The organism is Saccharopolyspora gloriosae (assembly GCF_022828475.1).
GTDB classification, from domain to species: domain Bacteria; phylum Actinomycetota; class Actinomycetes; order Mycobacteriales; family Pseudonocardiaceae; genus Saccharopolyspora_C; species Saccharopolyspora_C gloriosae_A.
The window spans coordinates 5,611,792-5,630,326 of record NZ_CP059557.1 but is presented as its reverse complement, the minus strand read 5'-3'; the positions used below and the strand labels follow the sequence as shown (position 1 = coordinate 5,630,326).

The 18,535-nt window shown below is 70.0% G+C and carries 13 protein-coding genes; 7 read left to right on the top strand and 6 right to left on the bottom strand.

Features of this window, described 5'->3' with window-relative positions:
* Positions 1-90: 90 nt before the first annotated feature.
* Entirely contained in the window at positions 91-2,196 is a 2,106-nt protein-coding gene (locus tag H2Q94_RS24600) for a prolyl oligopeptidase family serine peptidase (RefSeq protein WP_243789540.1), read from the bottom strand.
* A gap of 314 nt (positions 2,197-2,510) precedes the next feature.
* Here H2Q94_RS24600 and H2Q94_RS24595 point away from each other — a divergent pair, with 314 nt between their 5' ends.
* Positions 2,511-3,080, top strand: a complete 570-nt coding sequence (locus H2Q94_RS24595; RefSeq protein WP_243795895.1) for an HNH endonuclease — start codon at positions 2,511-2,513, stop codon at positions 3,078-3,080.
* Positions 3,081-3,096: 16 nt separating this feature from the next.
* Here the strand turns inward: H2Q94_RS24595 and H2Q94_RS24590 are convergent, their stop codons facing one another.
* Complete coding sequence (locus H2Q94_RS24590; protein ID WP_243789539.1) at positions 3,097-4,026, bottom strand: right-handed parallel beta-helix repeat-containing protein; 930 nt, start codon at positions 4,024-4,026, stop codon at positions 3,097-3,099.
* An 851-nt stretch (positions 4,027-4,877) separates the two neighbouring features.
* Here H2Q94_RS24590 and ctaJ point away from each other — a divergent pair.
* Both ctaJ and H2Q94_RS24580 read left to right on the top strand, forming a co-directional pair.
* Positions 4,878-5,144 carry an aa3-type cytochrome oxidase subunit CtaJ gene (gene ctaJ, locus H2Q94_RS24585; RefSeq protein WP_243789538.1) on the top strand — a complete coding sequence of 89 codons (267 nt, stop codon included), beginning with the start codon at positions 4,878-4,880 and terminating at the stop codon, positions 5,142-5,144.
* A complete protein-coding gene (locus tag H2Q94_RS24580; RefSeq protein WP_243789537.1) occupies positions 5,131-5,613 on the top strand; it encodes a DUF5130 family protein in 483 nt (160 codons plus the stop codon). Before ctaJ ends, H2Q94_RS24580 begins: the two co-directional genes overlap by 14 nt.
* 128 nt (positions 5,614-5,741) lie before the next feature.
* On the opposite strand, the gene pepN is transcribed toward H2Q94_RS24580, so the two are convergent.
* A complete protein-coding gene (gene pepN, locus H2Q94_RS24575) occupies positions 5,742-8,321 on the bottom strand; it encodes an aminopeptidase N (RefSeq protein ID WP_243789536.1) in 2,580 nt (859 codons plus the stop codon).
* 325 nt (positions 8,322-8,646) lie between these two features.
* Here pepN and H2Q94_RS24570 point away from each other — a divergent pair, with 325 nt between their 5' ends.
* The 4 genes from H2Q94_RS24570 (at position 8,647) to nfi (ending at position 12,490) form a co-directional block, all read left to right on the top strand.
* The gene (locus H2Q94_RS24570; RefSeq protein ID WP_243789535.1) at positions 8,647-9,258 is read left to right on the top strand and encodes a mycothiol-dependent nitroreductase Rv2466c family protein; all 612 of its coding nucleotides are present in this window, start codon (positions 8,647-8,649) and stop codon (positions 9,256-9,258) included.
* Between the two features lie 143 nt (positions 9,259-9,401).
* Positions 9,402-10,133 (top strand): alpha/beta fold hydrolase, encoded by a 732-nt coding sequence (locus H2Q94_RS24565; protein WP_243789534.1) that lies wholly within the window; start codon positions 9,402-9,404, stop codon positions 10,131-10,133.
* Positions 10,134-10,224: 91 nt separating this feature from the next.
* The gene (locus H2Q94_RS24560; RefSeq protein WP_243789533.1) at positions 10,225-11,652 is read left to right on the top strand and encodes an aldehyde dehydrogenase family protein; all 1,428 of its coding nucleotides are present in this window, start codon (positions 10,225-10,227) and stop codon (positions 11,650-11,652) included.
* Between the two features lie 166 nt (positions 11,653-11,818).
* The gene (gene nfi, locus H2Q94_RS24555; protein WP_243789532.1) at positions 11,819-12,490 is read left to right on the top strand and encodes a deoxyribonuclease V; all 672 of its coding nucleotides are present in this window, start codon (positions 11,819-11,821) and stop codon (positions 12,488-12,490) included.
* A 120-nt stretch (positions 12,491-12,610) separates the two neighbouring features.
* Here the strand turns inward: nfi and H2Q94_RS24550 are convergent, their stop codons facing one another.
* From H2Q94_RS24550 to H2Q94_RS24540, 3 genes are read right to left on the bottom strand one after another with little or no spacing between them, the layout of a single operon-like run.
* Entirely contained in the window at positions 12,611-13,069 is a 459-nt protein-coding gene (locus H2Q94_RS24550) for a hypothetical protein (RefSeq protein ID WP_243789531.1), read from the bottom strand.
* Positions 13,070-13,125: 56 nt separating this feature from the next.
* Positions 13,126-13,473 (bottom strand): toxin-antitoxin system YwqK family antitoxin, encoded by a 348-nt coding sequence (locus H2Q94_RS24545; RefSeq protein ID WP_243789530.1) that lies wholly within the window; start codon positions 13,471-13,473, stop codon positions 13,126-13,128.
* A complete protein-coding gene (locus tag H2Q94_RS24540; protein WP_243789529.1) occupies positions 13,470-18,509 on the bottom strand; it encodes a WXG100-like domain-containing protein in 5,040 nt (1,679 codons plus the stop codon). The genes H2Q94_RS24545 and H2Q94_RS24540 overlap by 4 nt, the downstream gene beginning before the upstream one ends.
* Positions 18,510-18,535 lie beyond the last annotated feature (26 nt).

Below are 18,535 nucleotides of genomic sequence, written 5' to 3'. Positions count from 1 at the left end.
TGGACGCCCCGCCGTCCGCAGCTCCCGCAGCCGGCCGTGCGCCGACATGGCACAGGCCTTCCGCGACTGGTTGTCAGAAGTGGCGACCGCTCAGGCGAGGGGGAGCCCGGTGGCCTCCGCTAGGAAGGCGATCTGGTCGGTCGCCAGGCCTACCGTACGCGACACGGAACGCGCGGAATGTCCTACCTCGGTCTCCCTGCGCAGCAGCACGGGCCGCTGCGCGGGATCCGAACCGGTCGCGTGCTGCAGCGCCGCGCACATCTTGCGCGCGTGGTTCGGATCCACCCGCGTGTCCGACTCGTAGACGGTGAACAGCACCGACGGGTAAGCCGTGTTCTCGGTCACCGCGTGGTACGGCGAGTACGACAGCAGCCAGTCCAGTTCCTCCGGGTCGTCGGCGGTGCCGTACTCGTCGTTCCAGGTGCGGCCCAGCAGGAACTTCTCGTAGCGCACCATGTCCAGCAGCGGAGCCGAGCACACCACCGCGCGGTACAGGTCCGGGCGCTGCGTCAGCGCCGCCCCCACCAGCAGGCCGCCGTTGGAACCACCGGTGATCGCGAGCTGCTGCGGCGAGCTCCAGCCGGTGGCCACCAGGTGCTCCGCCGCGGCGTGGAAGTCGTCGAACACGTTCTGCTTGCTCTCGCGCATGCCCGCGCGGTGCCACGCCTCACCTTCCTCACCGCCGCCGCGCAGCGACGGCAACGCCCACACTCCGCCGGCGGCGACCCAGGCCAGCGCGGTGGGGGAGTAGGAGGGTTCCATGGACAGCGAGAACCCGCCGTAACCGGTGACCATCGCGGGCCTGGGGTGATCCGGTTCCGCGGTGGGCGTGAGCAGGAACATTCGGACGGTGGTCCCGTCCTCGGAGGTGTACTCGACCTGCGAGGTGTGCACTTCGGGCAGCTCGGCCGCACCGGGAGCGCGCCGCGCCTGCCGGGTCGTACCGGAGGCCCGGGTGTAGAGCTGCACGCACGGCGGCGTGGCGAAGTCGGTCCAGCCGATCCACAGCCGATCCCAGTCGCCCTCGGTGTCCTCGTCGACGGCGGTCAGCGCCGTGATCTGCCCCGTTCCGGGCAGCGGCACCTCGTCGGTGCGCTCTCCCGTGACGGGATCGTGCAGGGCGAGTTCGGAGACCGCGTGCCTGGTGCGCAGCACCGCGAGCTTCGGATCGTCGGTGCCGTCGTCGAACCAGCGCACCGCCTCCAGCACCGAATCGGGCTCTTCGGGGATCAGCTCCTGCCAGTTCGCCGGTTCCGGGGCCTCCGGGTCGGCGACGCACAGCCGCCAGCGCGGGGCGTCGAGCGTGGTCTGCACGTACAGCCTGCCGTCGCGCTCCACCCACGCCGAGGCCCGGATGCCCTCCGAGGTGTCCACGACCTGGCGGAGCTCGCCGCCCGCGGACAGGTCCGCGATCCACATCGAGTCCCGCCGCGCGGTGCCCGGACTGCCGTGGATCAGCAGCCAACGGCCGTCCCGGGAGACCCGGGCGTCGTAGTAGAAGGTGTGCTCCAGGCCGTCGCCGTGGATCAGCAGATCGTCGTCCGGGTGGTTGCCGACCTGGTGGCGCCACACCCGGCGGTGGAACTGCTCCTCGCCGGCGGGCACCGCCTCCGGGGGCAGCCGTCGCACGTAGAAGAACTCCGCGCCGCCCGGCATCCAGGAGATCGACGAGTAGCGGCAGCGGTCGATCGGCCCTTCGACGAGCTCACCGGTGGCCACGTCCAGCACGTACAGCAGCGACTCCTCGTCGCCGCCGACCGAGACCTGGTAGGCGAGCCGGTCGCCCTCCAAGCTCGGCGACCAGCGGTCCAGCGTCGTCAGGCCGGACGGGTCCAGCTCGGTGACATCGATCAACGGCCGCTCGGAACCGTCTTCGTCGAGCAGGTACAGCACCGGGAACTCCTGGCCCGGTGCACGCCGGGTGAAGAACGCCCGCCCGGCCCGCCATACCGGGGCCGACACCGACCCCGCCGCGAGCAGGGACGTCAGGCGTCGCGCGATCTCCGCGCGTCCGGGAAGTCCGTCGAGCCGCGCCCGCGCGAACTCGTCCTGCGCTGCCGACCAGGATTCGGTACGCGGGTCGGCCGGGTCCTCAAGACCGCGATACGGATCGGGGACCAGTCTGCCGTGCAGGTCATCGACCGTGTCGGCGCGTTCGGCGTGCGGATAAGACAGGGGCGGCTGAACCTTCGTCACGTTCGCCGACGATACGGGTGCGCGCGCCGGTGGTGACGGTTCGGCGGCGGCGTTCACCGAATTCACCCTGAACGATCAACACCGGAGCCCATACGATCGACGGCAGTGGTGCCGGTCGGCTCATCGATCTTCCGGACCGTCGCGACAGCGGGCTCGTACCGCGAGCGCGACTGGCTAGCACGTGGTGAATCACACGTGCGTTCGGGGTGTCGATTGTGGTCGACTGGTTCTTGCCAACCGGTGGAGGTGGTCGCGTGCACGACCGAATACCGACTCCGACAGGCGCGGCCACAGGGCTCGCGTCTCGGGCAGGGCTGTGCCAAGCACCGGTCCAGCCCAGCGTGCAGTCGGGCAATCCGGTACCCCCGTGGCGCAAGCGGCGGGTGCTGTTGCTCAACACGACCTTCGAACCGCTGACCGCGCTTCCGCTGCGCAGGGCGATCGTGCTGCTGGTCTGCGGTAAGGCGGAGGTCGTCCACGGTGACTCGGCGGGCATGACGCTGCACTCGGCGACGAGCAGCCATGCGGTGCCGTCGGTGATCCGGCTGAGCAACTTCGTACGGGTGCCTTATCGAGGCCGGGTTCCGCTCACCCGCTCCGCATTAATGCACCGCGACGGGCATCGCTGCGTGTACTGCGGCGTTCGAGCCGAGACGATCGATCACGTGGTGCCGCGCAGCCGAGGCGGGCCGCACGAGTGGGAGAACTGCGTGGCCTGCTGCACCAAGTGCAACCACCGCAAGGCCGACAAGACGCTCAGCGAACTCGGCTGGCAACTGCCGGTGGCCCCGCACGCACCGCGCGGCAGGCACTGGCGGCTGATCGCGGGGCTGTCCGAGACGGACCCGCTGTGGCTGCCTTACCTGGGCGAATCCGCGGCGTGACCATGCTGGGAGCACTTCAGGCCACCGCGGCGAGCTGATCGGCGCTCCGTCCGCTGATCCGCACGCCGCGGTCTTGGCCGCTGATGCGGACGCCGCGGTCGGCTCCGCTGATGCGGACGCCTCGCTGTTCGCCGCTGATGCGGACGCCGCGGTCGGCTCCGCTGATGCGGACGCCACGCTGTTCGCCGCTGATGCGGACACCTCGCACGGCCCCGCTGATCCGCACGCCACGGTCTTGGCCGCTGATCCGCACTCCGTGCCGTGCGCTGATTCGCACTCCGCGATCCGCGCCGCTGATCCGCACGCCACGGTCCTGTCCGCTGATGCGGACGCCATGCCACGCAGCGGGACGCCTCGATCCGTGGTCTCCGCTGATGCGCACGCCTGCCTGTGAGCTGATCCGGACCCCGCGCTGTTCGCCGCTGATTCGGACCCCGTGCTGTTCACCGCTGATCCGGACCCCGCGCTGTTCACCGCTGATGCGCACGCCTCGCTGTTCGCCGCTGATCCGCACGCCACGGTCGGCTCCGCTGATGCGGACGCCTCGCTCGGCCCGGCTGATCCGCACGCCACGGTCCTGTCCGCTGATGCGGACGCCATGCCGCGCAGCGGGACGCCTCGATCCGTGGTCTCCGCTGATGCGCATGCCGCGGTCGATACCGCTGATCCGCACGCCTGCCTGTGAGCTGATCCGGACCCCGCGCTGTTCACCGCTGATGCGGACACCGAGGGAACTGATGCGCACGCCGCGCCCGGAACCGCTGATCCGCACGCCGGCTTGTGAGCTGATGCGGACGCCGCGGTCGACTGAGCTGATGCGGACGCCGCGTTCGGTGCCGCTGATGCGGACGCCAGTGGCTGTGTGCGCACCGTGTTCAACAAGGGGCTGCGCATTGAAGGAATTAGTGCCAACATTACGCCGAGCGGCGGTTTCGATGATCGACATGGTGTGCCTCCCGCAGGCTAATAGACGAGTTATGGGCCTAGTGATCAAATATGCAAGACCCATACAGGTGAAAAACTAGAAGCGCGGGAGCTTTCAAACAAGCCGCCAACTTGCCGCCTGCTGCGACCTTCTGGATGGGCTCCATTCGGCGGCGCTGATTACTCTAAAAGAGTTACATTACGTGAGGCGCAACACGCTTGACTAGTGACTTTCGGTAGCCCCTGTCCTGCTCAGGGCCGGAGTGGTCACTTTCAGTCACTGAACTGATGCGTGCTGCCTACCTGTCGTAGCCAGGTGTCGCATTCCGGCCGTCGGCGTCGGGATCGGCGGGCGAAAGGGTCGCCGTCGGTGTCCGAGAGGTGCGGGCGGGGCGGAAGTGCGAAGTGAATTCGCAGCGCAGTGGCGGTTTCTGGGCTGCGGTGACGACCTGGAGCGGCCGGTGGGCTCAATGGGAGCTTCCTCGCATGAATCCGCGTTCGTGTCAAGAACGGTGCTCGTTCACTCGTTCGGCGGTATGGGATTTTTACTAGGAATTGAGCGGTTGTTCGCACGGCTTCGCGAGGTTCGCGGCGGCGATTCACCACGTATGCGGCATACCGGATTTCGGGCCGGGCCGTTTTGCCGAACCAGCTGATTCACGCATTTTCGCAGGTAGTGAAGATTCAGCGGAGGGAATCCTCCGCTTTCCCGTCGGCAATCGCGCGACGACTACCCTGGGTTCGTCCACAGGGCCGGGTTTCGCCGAGCTCGAGTCTCCCCGCGAGATCCACCCGGCCGCGGATCGCGCGCGAACACGACCGGCCGAGGTGGTGTCATCCCATGCGGCGGCGTGATCGGCTACCGTGCTGAGCGTGACTGTGGTGGAGACCTTCCTCGTGCTGGCGGTGATCCCAGCGACCGTGTACCTCCTGGTCACGGTGATCGCCTTCCGGTCGAGTCTGACCCGTACCCGTTATCGCGCAGGCCAGGACTGGGAGTTCGCTCCCGTGTTCTGGGTTGCCAATCCGGCAGGTGTGAGCACGGCTCCGCCGGGTGACCTGGACTCGGCCGAGACGGCCTCCGACGCCGTTGAGCACACGCACAGCACCGACCGGGGAGGCGCACGTGGGAACTGGTGAGATCACCGGCGCGAACCGATCCGGTGAACAGGAACTGGCGGCGGGCGAGGCCGTGACGGCCACCGGTCGGCTGTCCATCGCGCGCCGGGTCAAGCCGGAGGGACGGCACCTGCCGTTCAGCACCGGCCAGCTCGCCCGGCTCGACGAGGCGCTGACCCTCTCCAGCCGCAGCACCGGCCTGGAGTTCGCCATCTACCTCGGCGACCTCGGCGAGGAGACCCGCGAGTCCGCCGCCGCGCTGCACGCCAACCTCGGCCCCCGCGCGGAAGAGGGCGTGCTGCTGGCGGTGTCCCCGCAGCAACGCGCCGTCGAGATCGTCACCGGCGCGGAGTCGAAGCGCCGCGTGCCCGACCGCAGCTGCCAGCTGGCACTGATGACCATGGTCGCCTCCTTCCGGGAGGGCGAACTGATCGACGGCCTGATCAGCGCACTGCGCATGCTCTCCGACACGGCGGGTACGCAACGCTGATCAGAGCCGCGACCACTGCGCGGCTCCGTCGTCGACAAGACGGCGCCCGACCGATGCGCAACGGGTCCTGAAACCGACAACGGGGCCGGACCGATCGATCAGATCGGTCCGGCCCCGTTCGTCAGTGCTCAGGAGCGGTCGAACTCGCGGGCTGCGAGAGCTCGCACGATGCCCGCCCGGCCTTCCGAGACCAGCCGGCGCAGCGCGGCCGGACGTTCCCCGGCCAGCCAGGCGTCCGCGGCGTCGACGGTGCTCTGCCGCACCGCCCACGACGGGAACAGCCCGATCACCGTCGGCTGCGCGCGCTCGCTGGAACGCCGCTGCCACACCTCGTCGATCTCGGCGAAGTAGCGCTCGACGTAGGACACCAGCAGCTCACGCTGCCCGGGGTGCTGGAACCCGGCGATGATCGAGTCGCTGACGGCGTTCGGCAGCTCGTCGTCGTGCACCGCGCGCTGCCAGGCGCGTTCCTTGGACTCCGGAGTGGGGATGAGCGACCGCGCCCGCTCGGCCTTGCGCCGGCCGGTGGCCGTCCGGTCCTCGTCCAGCTCCGCGTCGATCTCCGCCTCGTCCGCCGCGCCGTGCGCGACCAGGGCCTGCAGCAGCAACCAGCGCAGGTCGGTGTCGACGGTGAGCCCCGGCAGCGGCGCCGACCCGTCCAGCCAGCCGCGCACCACGTCGAGCTGCTCCTCGCCGAGCACCGAGGACGCCAGCGAGTTCACGAAGGCCAGCTGGTGGTCCGAGCCCGGCTCCGCGGCCTGCGCGAGCTCCAGGATGCGGGTGGAGAACCGGTTCCAGCCCTCCGGCTGCCAGTCCTGATCCGCGTAGGAGGCCAGCGCCGTCTGCGTCTGCAGCAGCACGCGCTGCACCACGCCGATCTCGCTCTCCGCGCCGATGCCGGACTCCGGCGAGCGCCCCAGCACGAGGCTCACGAAGTCCCGTGCCTTCAGCTCGGCCTCGCGGGTCATCTCCCACGCCGTGGACCAGCACAGCGCCCGCGGCAGCGACTGCTCGATGTCGCCGATCCGGTCGATCAGCGTGGCCAGCGACTCGGGGTCGAGCCGCATCGTGCAGTAGGTGAGGTCGTCGTCGTTGACCAGCACCAGCTTGCCGCGGTGCACGCCGACGAGATCCGGGACCTCGGTGCGCTCATCGCTCACGTCGAGTTCGACGCGGTGGGTGCGGACCAGCCGGCCGGTGGCGGGATCGTCGTCGTACACGCCGATCGCGAGCCGGTGGGTGCGGTGCTCACCGGCGCCGGGCCGGGCGCCGCTCTGCACGACGGTGAACTCGGTGAACCGGCCCTCGTCGTCGGTGCTGAACCGGGGGCGCAGCATGTTCAGCCCCGTGGTCTGCAGCCACTGCGCGCTCCACCAGGACAGGTCGCGCCCGGACGCCTCTTCCAGCGCCAGCAGCAGATCGTTGAGGGTGGCGTTGCTCCACGCGTGCCGCTCGAAGTACACGCGCAGCCCGGCGAGGAAGTTCTCCAGCCCGACGTAGGCGACGAGCTGCTTGAGCACCGAGGCGCCCTTGGCGTACGTGATGCCGTCGAAGTTGACCTCGACCGCCTGCAGGTCGGGGATGACGGCGGCGACGGGGTGCGTGGAGGGCAGCTGGTCCTGGCGGTACGCCCAGGACTTCTCGACGCTCGCGAAGGTCGTCCACGCGCTGGTGTACTCGGTGCCGCCGACCTGCGCGAGCACGCTGGCCCAGGTGGCGAACGACTCGTTGAGCCACAGGTCGTCCCACCAGCGCATCGTCACCAGGTCGCCGAACCACATGTGCGCCATCTCGTGCAGCACGGTCTCGGCGCGGCGCTCGTAGAGGTAGCCGGTGACCTTCGAGCGGAACACGAAGTCCTCGAGGAACGTGACGCAGCCCGCGTTCTCCATGGCTCCGGCGTTGAACTCCGGCACGAAGCACTGGTCGTACTTGCCGAACGGGTAAGGCACGCCGAATGCCTTGTGGTAGAAGGCGAAACCCTGCTTGGTCTCGGTGAACAGCCGCTCCGCGTCGAGGTGCTCGGCGAGCGAGGCGCGGCAGTACAGCCCCAGCGGGATCGGGGCCTGGCCGTCCTCGCCGGGGAACTCGTCGCGCCACTCCGCGTAGGGACCGGCCACCAGCGCGACCAGGTAGGTCGACATCGGCTGGGTGGTCTCGAAGACGTGCGTGCGGTGCTCGCCGGAACCGGTGATCTCGGCTGCGGCGTTGGAGATGACCTTCCAGGATTCGGGCGCGTGCACCGTGATCTGGTAGGTCGCCTTCAGGTCGGGCTGATCGAAGCAGGTGAACATCCGCTTCGCGTCGGCCGTCTCGAACTGGCTGTAGAGGTACACGCCGCCGTCGACCGGGTCGATGAAGCGGTGCAGGCCCTCCCCGGTGTTGGTGTAGCGCAGGTCGGCGCGCACGACGAGCTCGTTGTCGGCGGCGAGCTCCGGCAGCGCCAGCCCGGTGTCCTCGGTGTAGCCGGACACGTCGAGTTCGACTCCGTTGAGCGTCGCCCCGTGCACTTGGGCGGCCATCAGATCGATCCAGGTCGACGCCCCCGTTCGAGCGCTGCGGAACCGCACCGTCGTGGTGGAACCGAAGGTCCGCACGTCCGGCCCGTTCGCGCCGTCGGAGAGGTCCAGTTCGATCACGTAGGACTCGACGTCGAGCAGCGCCGCGCGCTGTTCGGCTTGGTCCTGGGTGAGGTTCGGCGGGGCCACGGATCACCTCGTTGTTCGTAGGATTTGCGCACCGGCGTTCCGCGTCGGTGCGGGGCGCTGGAAATCCAATCACGCCGGGGCGGTGCACTGCCCCCCGACGCCTGATCACCGCCGCCGGGCGTGTCGGCGACGCGGACGAATCCCTGGGAGACCGGGGTGTGATGGCCGTTCATCCGGGAATACCGGCACATTCCACATTCGGTCGGGCGGACTGGGAAGAAGTTCGGGGTGCGGCGGAGTTGTACCCGTTGCGGGTGTCCGCCCGCGCCAATCGACGTCCGTGCCGGGCACCGGCCTGAGCGCGGAACACTGTGGAGGGTTGTCCATGAGCACCGAGCGCCCGAAGGTCGACTTCTACTTCGACCCGGTCTGCCCCTTCGCGTGGGTCTCGTCGCGCTGGATCTTGGAAGTCGCCCAGGTGCGCGACATCGACTTGAACTTCCGCGTGATGAGCCTGGCCGTGCTGAACTCGGGCCGGGACCTGGACCAGGAGTACCAGGACTTGCTGGCGCGGGCGTTGGGGCCGGTCCGGGTCGCGATCGCCGCCGCCAAGCACCACGGCGACGACGTGCTCGGCCCCCTCTACACCGCGCTCGGCAGCCGAATCCACAACGAGGGCCGCAAGGACTACGAGCAGGTGATCATCGACGCGCTGGCGGAGATCGAGCTGCCCGCCTCGCTGGCGGACGCCGCGACCAGCACGGACTACGACGAGGAGCTACACGCCAGCCACCACGCCGGGATGGACCCGGTCGGCGAGGACGTCGGCACGCCGACCATCCACGTCGACGGCGTCGCGTTCTTCGGCCCGATCACCACCCGCATCCCGCGCGGCGAGCAGGCCGGTGAGCTTTTCGACGCGGCGCGCACGCTGGCGGGCTACCCGTACTTCTTCGAACTGAAGCGGACGCGGACGGAGTCCCCGCAGTTCGACTGACGCGGTCTCGTTCTGCGCGGTGCCCGGTGACTTCGTGGCGTCGCCGCTGACAGGACAAGGGCGGGACCGCTGCCGGATCGGATCTCAGTAGCCTCCGGGCGGTGGTGATTTCGGGGGCTGGAGGTCGGGTGCGGGAACGCGAGGTGTTGATCGATCGTGCGCCGGGGCGGCGGTCGGGACTGCCGGTGTTGCTGTGCTTGCCGGGCACGATGTCCGACCCGGTGATCTTCGAGGGACTCGCGGCGGCCACCGGGACGGATGTTGTGGTGGCCCCTTGGCTGGAGTGGCCGGGGCCGCATGACATGGCCTCCCTGGGCGCGGAAGTCGCGGTGCTGGCCGAGCGGTACGGACCCGTCGTGCTGCTCGGCCATTCCACCGGGGGCGTGATCGCGTTGTCCGCGGCGCTGCGTTCCCGCCGGGTGCGCGGAGTGGTCGTGTGCGACAGCGGCGCGAACATGCACGGGCACGGCGATGTGGACGCCATCATCGACCGGGTGCGTGCGCAGTGGGGTCCGGAGTTGTGGCGGGCGGTCGCCCGGCGATCGGTGCACGTGCCGGTTCCGGCGAAGGTCGCCGAGCGGCTCGACGCCTACCCGGCGGGGCTGGAGCGGGACGCCGTGCTGGCGGCGTTGAGCAGCCAGCGCGACACGGATCTGGCTCCGCGGCTGGCCGAGCTGGGGAGGCTTCCGGCGCTCGTCGTGCACGGCAGGTTCGACCGGGCGCGCACCCTCGGGCACGCGCGCGAGTTGGCCGGGCTGTTGGAGGGCTCGGAGCTGGTCGTGCTGGAGTCCGGGCACACCCCGCCGGTGGAGCTTCCGGAGCGGTTCGCCGCGGAGCTGATGCGGTTCCTGGCTCGGCTGCCCGGCGCGGGATGAACGGCCTTCCCGGTGCTTCGGGCGGTGTGCTCGGGGCTCCCGTTGTGACAGGGTCGATGTCGTATCGATCGGCCACCCTCGGGAGGAACGCATGGCGGCGCCCACGACCAGCCGAACCGACCACGTCATCGGGGGCGACTACGTCGCCGGTTCCGGGGCGAGGATCGAGGTGGTCAACCCGGCCACCGAGCAGGTGATCGGGTCCGTTCCGGCCGGAACCACGGCTGAAGTGGACGCGGCGGTCGCCGCGGCACGCGCCGCCTTCGACGGCTGGGCGTCCCGCCCGGTGGCGGAGCGCTCGGCCGCGGTGCGCCGGATCTCCGAGGGCATCGCGAAGCGCCGGGACGAGATCGCGGCCACGGTCACGGCCGAGATGGGCTCACCGATCGGCTTCGCGACCCAGGTGCACGCGAGCGTTCCCGTCGCCACCTCGCGCGGCATCGCCGACGTGCTCGACGCGGGCTACGCGTGGACCGAGGAGTCCGGCAACTCGCTGATCGTCCGCGAACCCGTCGGTGTCGTCGCGGCGATCACGCCGTGGAACTACCCGCTGCACCAGATCGTCGCGAAGGTCGCCGCCGCGTTGGGCGCGGGCTGCACCGTGGTGCTGAAGCCGAGCGAGGTCGCCCCGCTCACCGCGGCGATCTTCGCCGAGATCGTCGCCGAGGCGGGCGTGCCCGCCGGGGTGTTCAACCTCGTGCACGGCACCGGCCCCATCGTCGGGGAGGCGCTGGCCGCGCACCGCGACGTGGACATGGTGTCGTTCACCGGCTCCACCCGCGCCGGCCGCCGCGTCTCGGAAGTCGCCGCGCAGACGGTGAAGCGGGTCGCGCTGGAACTCGGCGGCAAGTCCGCCAACGTGGTGCTGGAGGACGCCGACCTCGCCAAGGCCGTGAAACTGGGCGTCGCGGGATGCTTCCCCAACGGTGGCCAGAGCTGCAACGCGCTGACCAGGATGCTCGTCCCCGAGTCGCGCTACGACGAGGCGGTGGAGCTCGCCGTGGGTGCGGTCGCCAAGTACACCGTCGGAGACCCCACCGACGAGACGACCCGCGTCGGCCCGATGGTCTCCGACGTGCAGCGCGACCGCGTCGCCGACTACATCCGCAAGGGCGTCGCCGAGGGCGCCACGGTCGCCGTCGGCGGTCCGGAAGCACCGGAGGGCCTGACCACCGGCTATTACGTGCGCCCGACCGTGTTCACCGGCGTCACGACCGACATGACCATCGCCCGCGAGGAGATCTTCGGCCCGGTGCTGTCGATCCTGTCGTACCGCGATGAGGACGAGGCGGTCGCGATCGCCAACGACTCCGAGTACGGCCTGTCCGGCGCGGTGTTCGGTTCCGACGACCGCGCGCTCGCGGTGGCCCGGCGCATCCGGACCGGCCAGATCGCCGTCAACGGCGGCGCCTTCAACCCGAACGCCCCGTTCGGCGGCTACAAGCAATCCGGCAACGGCCGCGAATTCGGCAGGCACGGCCTGGAGGAGTTCCTGGAGATCAAGTCGATCCAGCGGTGACGACTGCCGAATTCGGCGATGACGCGCAATTGCGCGCGTGGCTGGCGGAGTCGGTGGAGTGAGGTGTCCGCGGGCCGCTCGGGAGCGGTTCTGGGCGGCCCGTGGCATGCGCGTCCACAACCGGAACGGTCGCTGGCGCCTTCGTTGGTGGGCCTAGGGTGGTGGCGTGGTTCAGGTTCGGGAGTTGCACGAGTGGCCGTCCGTCGAGGCTGAGGCCGTCGCCGTCCAGGAGCGGTTCAGGTCGATGGTGCGGTTCGACGGCGTTCCCGAGGCCGTGCGGACCGTCGCGGGGCTGGACGTCGCCTACGCCGAAGGCTCCGACGATGTGATCGCCGCGGTCACGGTGTTGAACCGGGCCGATCTGTCCGTTGTGGACAGTTCGGTGGTTCGGGCGCGGACAGATTTCCCTTACGTGCCGGGGCTGTTCGCCTTCCGAGAGGCGCCGTCACTGCTGGAGGCGCTGGCGCGGCTCGACGTCGAGCCGGACGTGCTGGTCTGCGACGGGCAAGGGCTGGCTCATCCGAGGCGTTTCGGCTTGGCCTGCCACCTCGGGGTGCTCACGGACCTGCCCAGCATCGGGGTCGGCAAGACCTCGCTGGGGAAGTACGACCCGCCAGGACCGGAACGCGGCGACCGATCACCGCTGCTGCTCGACGGCGAACCGGTGGGAAGCACGCTGCGCACGCAGCCCGGTGTCAAGCCGATCTTCGTCTCGATCGGCCACCGCTACACCCTCGATGCCGCCTGCGAACTGGTGCTCCGCCTCGCTCCCCGCTACCGCCTGCCGGAGACGACGAGAACGGCAGACCAACTGGGCCGAGCCGAATCCCGAAGCTGACGCGGCGGGTTTCCGTGCGGAGCGGAGCCGGATTTCGCCTTCGCCGGTTCTCGGCCGGGTGAGCTGCGCATCCTCTGAGTGAAGGCTTGGGTCTCGGTGCACGTCTGCTCGCGGTGCGTTTCAGGGGAGTACCCAGCGGTACTGGAAGGTGGCGTCGTCGCCCGCGGCTCGCCGTTCGAACTCCTCGTCCCACATGTGGAACGTGCGAGGGCGAAGGGTGTTGATCAGGGCGCGCTCCTGTTCGGGGAACCTGCGGTTCTCCGCTTTGCGCTGCTCGTACAAGCCCTCGATGGTCTCGTACAAGGCGAAGATCGGGCCATCGCCGCGAAGGTGGTCGGCGCGACATTCTTCGGTGTTCACGATGAATGCTTCATGACTTCTGGGATGTATGTCTTCGGTCGTCGCGAACACCACTTCTGCGATCAGATCGCTTCGCTCGTCGAAGTCGCCGTCGTGGAGGTTGAGCAGGTACCCCTTCTCCCGGTGTTCGTGGTCGATATCGATGAAGAAGGTCTTGTTGTAGTAGGAGAAGTAGTGTGTTTTCAAGTTAGGCGCCGCCGCGGTTTGCTTCCCGCTCATGTGGCAGCTCTCCTCGGGTGGCTCGGTCCTGTGTCGGGGCACTCCGGATCGTTGAGCTATCCGGCATCCTGCCAGGTCACCTGGCCCTCGGCATCGAAACCACGACGGCTGATCACGCGGCCGTCGTCGGTGAATTCGGTTTGCCGCATCAGCTTGCCGTCCGAATCCCACATCTGGTGCAGGCCGATCGGCATTCCTTGATGAAAGTTGCCCTCTTCCTTGAGGGTTCCGTCGTGGTACCACTCCCGTTCCGGCCCGTCTTGCAGCCCGTTGACGTAGCTGATGCTCGACAGCAACGTGCCATCCGCGTACCGGTCTTCCGCTTCTCCGGTGAAACGAACCCCCGCGTAGAGCACGGCCCCGTACGGTTCGCTTTCCAGCTCGTCCTCGTTTATCCGAGTCAACTTGCGTCTCCTGATCGTGCTGCTTGCTGCCGGGCGGACTCCGCTTGCTCCGCGGCCCTTCGCGCTCGTATCGAATCTTGCTCTTTGAAGACACCATGGTAATCCGGGTTGGACACGTCGGTGTGCGAGCGGTTGGGGTTGGTCGCGTCGGGGTCCAAGTTCGTGCTGTCTGAGTGCACCCCGGCGGTGAAGCCGCCGGCCCCCATCTTCGCTCCGTGAGACAGGTTTGCCGCGTCCCGCACATTCTCAGGAAGGGATTCGGGGCCGCTGACGATCCTGGCGCAGTTCGCGCAGCACGGGGCCACATCCTCCGGGGGAGTCTTGAAGGTGAACCGTGCATCCACCGAGAGATCGTTGAGCACGCCCTGAAGTTCACCCGGCGAGATCGGAATGATTTCCACCTGCCGGTCGTCCCTTGTGATCACCTCGATCTTGTCGGTGCCGACCCCGCTTCGTCGTGCCTCAGCCGCGGCGCTTTCCTCGCGTTGCTTGAGCAGGCTGTCGATGGCCTTGACCTCGCCGTGCCGGTGGGGAATGTCGCGATGCGGAAATTCTCCAGGTTTGATGTCGGCGAGATCTCTGCCCGGATTTTCCGCCATCCGGGAGATCTGTTCTCGAAGCGCGGGGTGCAACAGGTCGTGCGGGGTCAGGGGGAACTGATTCCCCGCCGCGTCCTGGCGAGTCGCAGGTCGTCCACCATCGTCGGTGAGCGATGTCGGTACCGCATTGCCCTGCCGGCCGTTGATTCCTTCGAATACGAGTCCGGTTCGACGATCGAGGACCAGGGCGTTGACCGCGCCGGCCTTCGTTCCCAGGGACTTGGCGCTGTAGGGGGCACGTCGGTCGTCATTCGGCGCGAACGGTGCCTTTTTGGGATTTTTGACCTGCTTGTTCTCGTCCGTGGCGTCGACGATGCTCTTCCGGCGGCTCTCGATCGAATCGCGAACATAGGCGTGAACGGGCTTCCCGTCGACGGTGTCGATCAAACCGTCGGCATCGCGGGTTACGCGTTCTTCCGCGATCTCTTCGACCTGGAACCCGTGTTCCGCGTCCTTCGGGATGTACGGCTCGTTGTACGGATCAGCAGCCCCGCGCCGTTCTGCTTCGCTCTCTTCCCAGCCGGCCTGCGCTGCCCGCGCCTCCGCGTCGTCCGGGGCGGTGCCCGGGTCTTCGCCGTCCTGGGGCGGGTGGAAGCCGTCGTTGCCGGCCGGGGTGTCGTTGCCGGCCGGGGTGTCGGTGCCGTCGGGGTGGTGGGTGTCCCAGTCGCCGTTCGGGGGCCAGCCCGGGCGGCCGTCGGGTCCCATGTCGGAGGCGAAGACTCGGCCGTTGCCGTCGGTCCACGCCAGTCCGCGGGGTGCGGTGACGGGGACGCCGAGTTCGCGGGAGAGGTCGCGGGCGAGGCCGCTGGTTCCCGCGTCGCAGGACAGGAGGCGGATCGGTTTGCCGTCGTAGGCGGGGTCGCGGCGCAGCATGTCCGCGAATTCCTTGGCGCTGAAGGTGTTGTCGCCGACGCGGACTCGGCCGTCGGGCAAGGCGTGCACGTCGACGGTGTGGTGCACGCCGTCGTCAGGGACGCGTTGCGCGAGATCCCGCATGTTCGGGTCGTTGTGGTACGACGAGCCGCTCGGAGTTTGGTCGCGGGTGGCCTCGGCCTGGTCGAGCTGGTGCCGGCGTTCGGGCGTGCCGGGTTCGGCGTCCTGGTGCTGCCGGTCGCCGTCGTGCGGGCGCTGGTCCGGTTGCTCCGCACCGCCGTGCGGCCGCTGTTCCGGACCGTCGTTCGGTCGGTCGGGACGCGCGTCGGTGGAGTGGCGGCCGTCGGAGTGCGCCGGCCCGTCGGCTCGTGCGCCGTCGGAGTGAGTGGAATCCGGGCGGGTGGCCGGGGAATCCGACGTCGGTGAGTTCCGCGTGTCCGGCTGCGTCGTTTCGCGAGGGCGTGCGGGAGCGGGGTCAGCTCCGTCCTGGCGCGTTCCGGTGCGGGCGTCGGGCGACTGGTGGCGCGGGGAGCTCTCCGGCGTGGGCGCGGAATCCGGGCGGGGGCCGGGAGTTCCGGCGTCGGGTGTGCGGTTGCCCGGAGGCCGGTCGCTGGGAGATCGCGTGTCCGGGGCCGGTTGCTGCGGCCGTCCGGCGCCGTCCGGGCGCGGCTGCGGCTGGGTCGGGCCGGGCCGCTGCCCTGCTCCTTCCGGGCGGCCGGACGTCCCGGGATGGTTCGGGCTGTTCGGGTGCCGGGTGGGCGGGCCGTCGGGGTGCGCTCCAGCGGGGCGCTGGCCGGGGATGTCGGTGTGGCGTCCGCCGGGCTGTTGGTGGCCGCCGGGGGAGTGCTGGGGCGGGGAGGTGCGACTGCCGTCGGGGCGTGCGGGGGCGTCCGCGCCTCGTGCGGAGGGGGCGAGCGGGCGGTCGGAACGCGGACCGCCGGGGCGCGGGCCGTCGGTGCGGGGGCCGTCACCACCGGCGGGACGGCCGGCGGCACCGGGAGTGCCCGAGGTGCCGGTCCAGCTTCCGCCGGAGCCGGGCCGGTTGCCTCCCGCACCGGGCGTACCGGCGCCGCCGGGTGCGCCGCCTGCGGGCGGGGCGCCCATCGCGCCGCCGCCACCTGCGGTCGTGCCCTGATCGCCGCGGCCCGCACCGGCTTGCGCCGCGGGCGCGGGGGCGACCGCGGGCTCCGCCGGACGTGCCGGAGCGTCCACATTGGAGGCTGACGTGGTGCTCGCGGGGCCGGAGGGCTGGGTGCGGGTGGAATCGCCGCCACCGTGCGGCATCGATCCCGTGCCACCTGCGGATCCGCCGGAGCCCGAGCCCGATTCGCTCGGAGTGGTCCCGGAACCGCCGGAGTTCCCGGAGTTCGCGGACCCGGGGGTCTCGGAGTTGCCGGAACTCTCGGAACTCTCGGACCCGCTCGTGTGCTCGGGGCCACCGGAGGTTCCGGGCGCGTCCGAGTTGCCGGGAGTGGAACCACCGGAAGCATCGGAACCTCGAGGTTCCGCAGAACCGCCGGTGTCCGGGCTCGGTGTGCCGGACTGGCCGGATCCGCTCGAATCCGGCCTGCCCGCTGCGGATGATCCACCGTCCGACGTGGAGGACGGGCCGCCGTCGCCGGAGGAGCCGGTCGCGGCGGTGTCGGCGCGGGAGCCGCCGTCGGTGGACGTGGTCGACGGACCGCCGCCGTCGGCGGACGACCTGGAATCCGGCCCGGAATCGGCCGAAGGCGTGGAATCCGACGTTCGTGGTGAACCGCCGTCGGACGCGGCAGGGGAGTCGGTGGCAGCAGAGCGAGTGCTCTGGCCATCGGGGGTGCCGGAGGACGACGCTCCGTCGCTGGACGAGCGGGACCCGCTGGCATCGCCGTCACTGGAAGAGCGGGACGCGGAGTCGCTGTCGCCGGAAGAGCGGGACCCGGAGTCGCCGTCGCCGGAAGAGCGGGACGCGGAGTCGCTGTCGCCGGAGCGGGACCCGGGGTCGCTTGCTGAACCCGAATCTTCGGCGGACGACCTCGAACCGCTGTCGGGCGAACCGGAAGCACCGTCGGAGGAGGTCGAGCCGCCGTCGCTCGATGAACGGCCGCCGTCGGCGGCGGACGAGCCGCCGTCGGACGCGGATCCGTCGGTACCGGACGAACCGGAGCCCGCGCTCGAATCGGCGCCCGCCGTGGACGAGTCACCGGAAAGCATGTCCTCAATGGACGGTCGAGACGCCGACGATCCGCTGTCCGAACCGGAATCGGTCTCGCTGCTCGTGCCGGACGAATCGCCGGACGATCCGCCGTCCGTGGTGGCGGACGCCGTGCTGCCGGAGGACGTCGAGCTCGACGCGTCACCGGCCTCGCCGGAGGAACCGCCGGTATCGCTCTGCGCGGACGAACTCCCGGACGAACTCCCGTCGCCGGCGTCGCTCCCGGACGCCCTGCTCTCGCTCCCGGACGCCCCGCTCTCGCCGGATGAGCCCGGCGAGGAGCTCCCCTCCCCGGATCCGCCCACGTCGCCCACGTCGGGGGCGTTGAAGTGGTTCGAGAGCGCCGCGCCGCCCGCGCCCATTCCCGCGCCGGTGGCGCCGCCGGACATCGCGCCGGTGCCGACCTCGCTCCAGTCGACCTCGCCCTCGGTGATGAGCTGCTCGGCGACGCTGCCGATGGCGCCTTGGGCGGCACCGCTGGCGCCTTCCTTGAGCGCGGTCGCACCGACGTTCTGGGCCGCGCTCTCACCGGCCGCCGCTGCGGCGTCTCCCGCAGCGTCCCCGGCGGCCCGGCCCGCGGACCCGGCGGCACTGCCCGCCGCGTCCCCGGCCGCCCGGCCCGCCGAACTCGCCGCGTTGCCCGCGGCGTCGCCCACGGCGTCACCCGCCGCGTCGCCGACGGCCCCGGCGGCCTTGCGCGCCGCCACGTTCCCGACGCCCTCGAACACGCCGCCGACGGCACCGCCGATGGCCCCGCTGATCGCCGCGTCCTTGAACTTGCCGCCGTCGAGGCCCTTGCGCTCACCGGAGGCGATCTGGATGCCCTGCACGGCGGCCTCGATCGCCATGGACGTGGCGACCTCGATGGCCACGTTCTTGGCGATGCTCAGCACCAGTTGCTTGAAGATCTGCATCACCACGGTGCGGGTGATGCCTTGGGCGATGGGGATGCCCGCCGTGGAGGCGCCGAAGCTGAACGCGGCGCTGGCGATCATCGCGGCGATCTGGATCGCGAGCGCGATCAGCGAGGCGATGATGGTCAGCTTGGTGTGCTCCACGTCCAGCGCCGCGTCGTCGCAGCCCTGTCCGAGCTGGGCGCACGCCTCCTGGAGCTTCGGCAGTGCGGCCTCACCGCCGTCGCCGATGTCCTTCCAGAGCTTCTCGAACGCGTCGTGCGTCTGGCCTTCCATGCCGCCGAGCGACTGGCTCGCACCGCCGTTCGCGTCCCCGGTGACGCCTTCGATGCCGTCCTCGGCGGCACGCCACGCGTCGGCAAGCCTGCGCAGCGCGTCCTCGTCACCCTCCGGCCAGGACTGACCGACGACGATCGGCAGCAGCCACTTGACCTCGTCGGGCATCTCGATGCTCATGGCGGTACGACTCCCCAGTCAGTGTT

What these genes read in the sequence shown, in the direction of transcription:
- H2Q94_RS24590 (WP_243789539.1), bottom strand. Translation starts at nt 4,026, where the DNA reads ATGTCGATCATCGAAACCGCCGCTCGGCGTAATGTTGGCACTAATTCC.
- H2Q94_RS24570 (WP_243789535.1), top strand. Translation starts at nt 8,647, where the DNA reads ATGAGCACCGAGCGCCCGAAGGTCGACTTCTACTTCGACCCGGTCTGC.
- H2Q94_RS24560 (WP_243789533.1), top strand. Translation starts at nt 10,225, where the DNA reads ATGGCGGCGCCCACGACCAGCCGAACCGACCACGTCATCGGGGGCGAC.
- H2Q94_RS24550 (WP_243789531.1), bottom strand. Translation starts at nt 13,069, where the DNA reads ATGAGCGGGAAGCAAACCGCGGCGGCGCCTAACTTGAAAACACACTAC.
- H2Q94_RS24540 (WP_243789529.1), bottom strand. Translation starts at nt 18,509, where the DNA reads ATGAGCATCGAGATGCCCGACGAGGTCAAGTGGCTGCTGCCGATCGTC.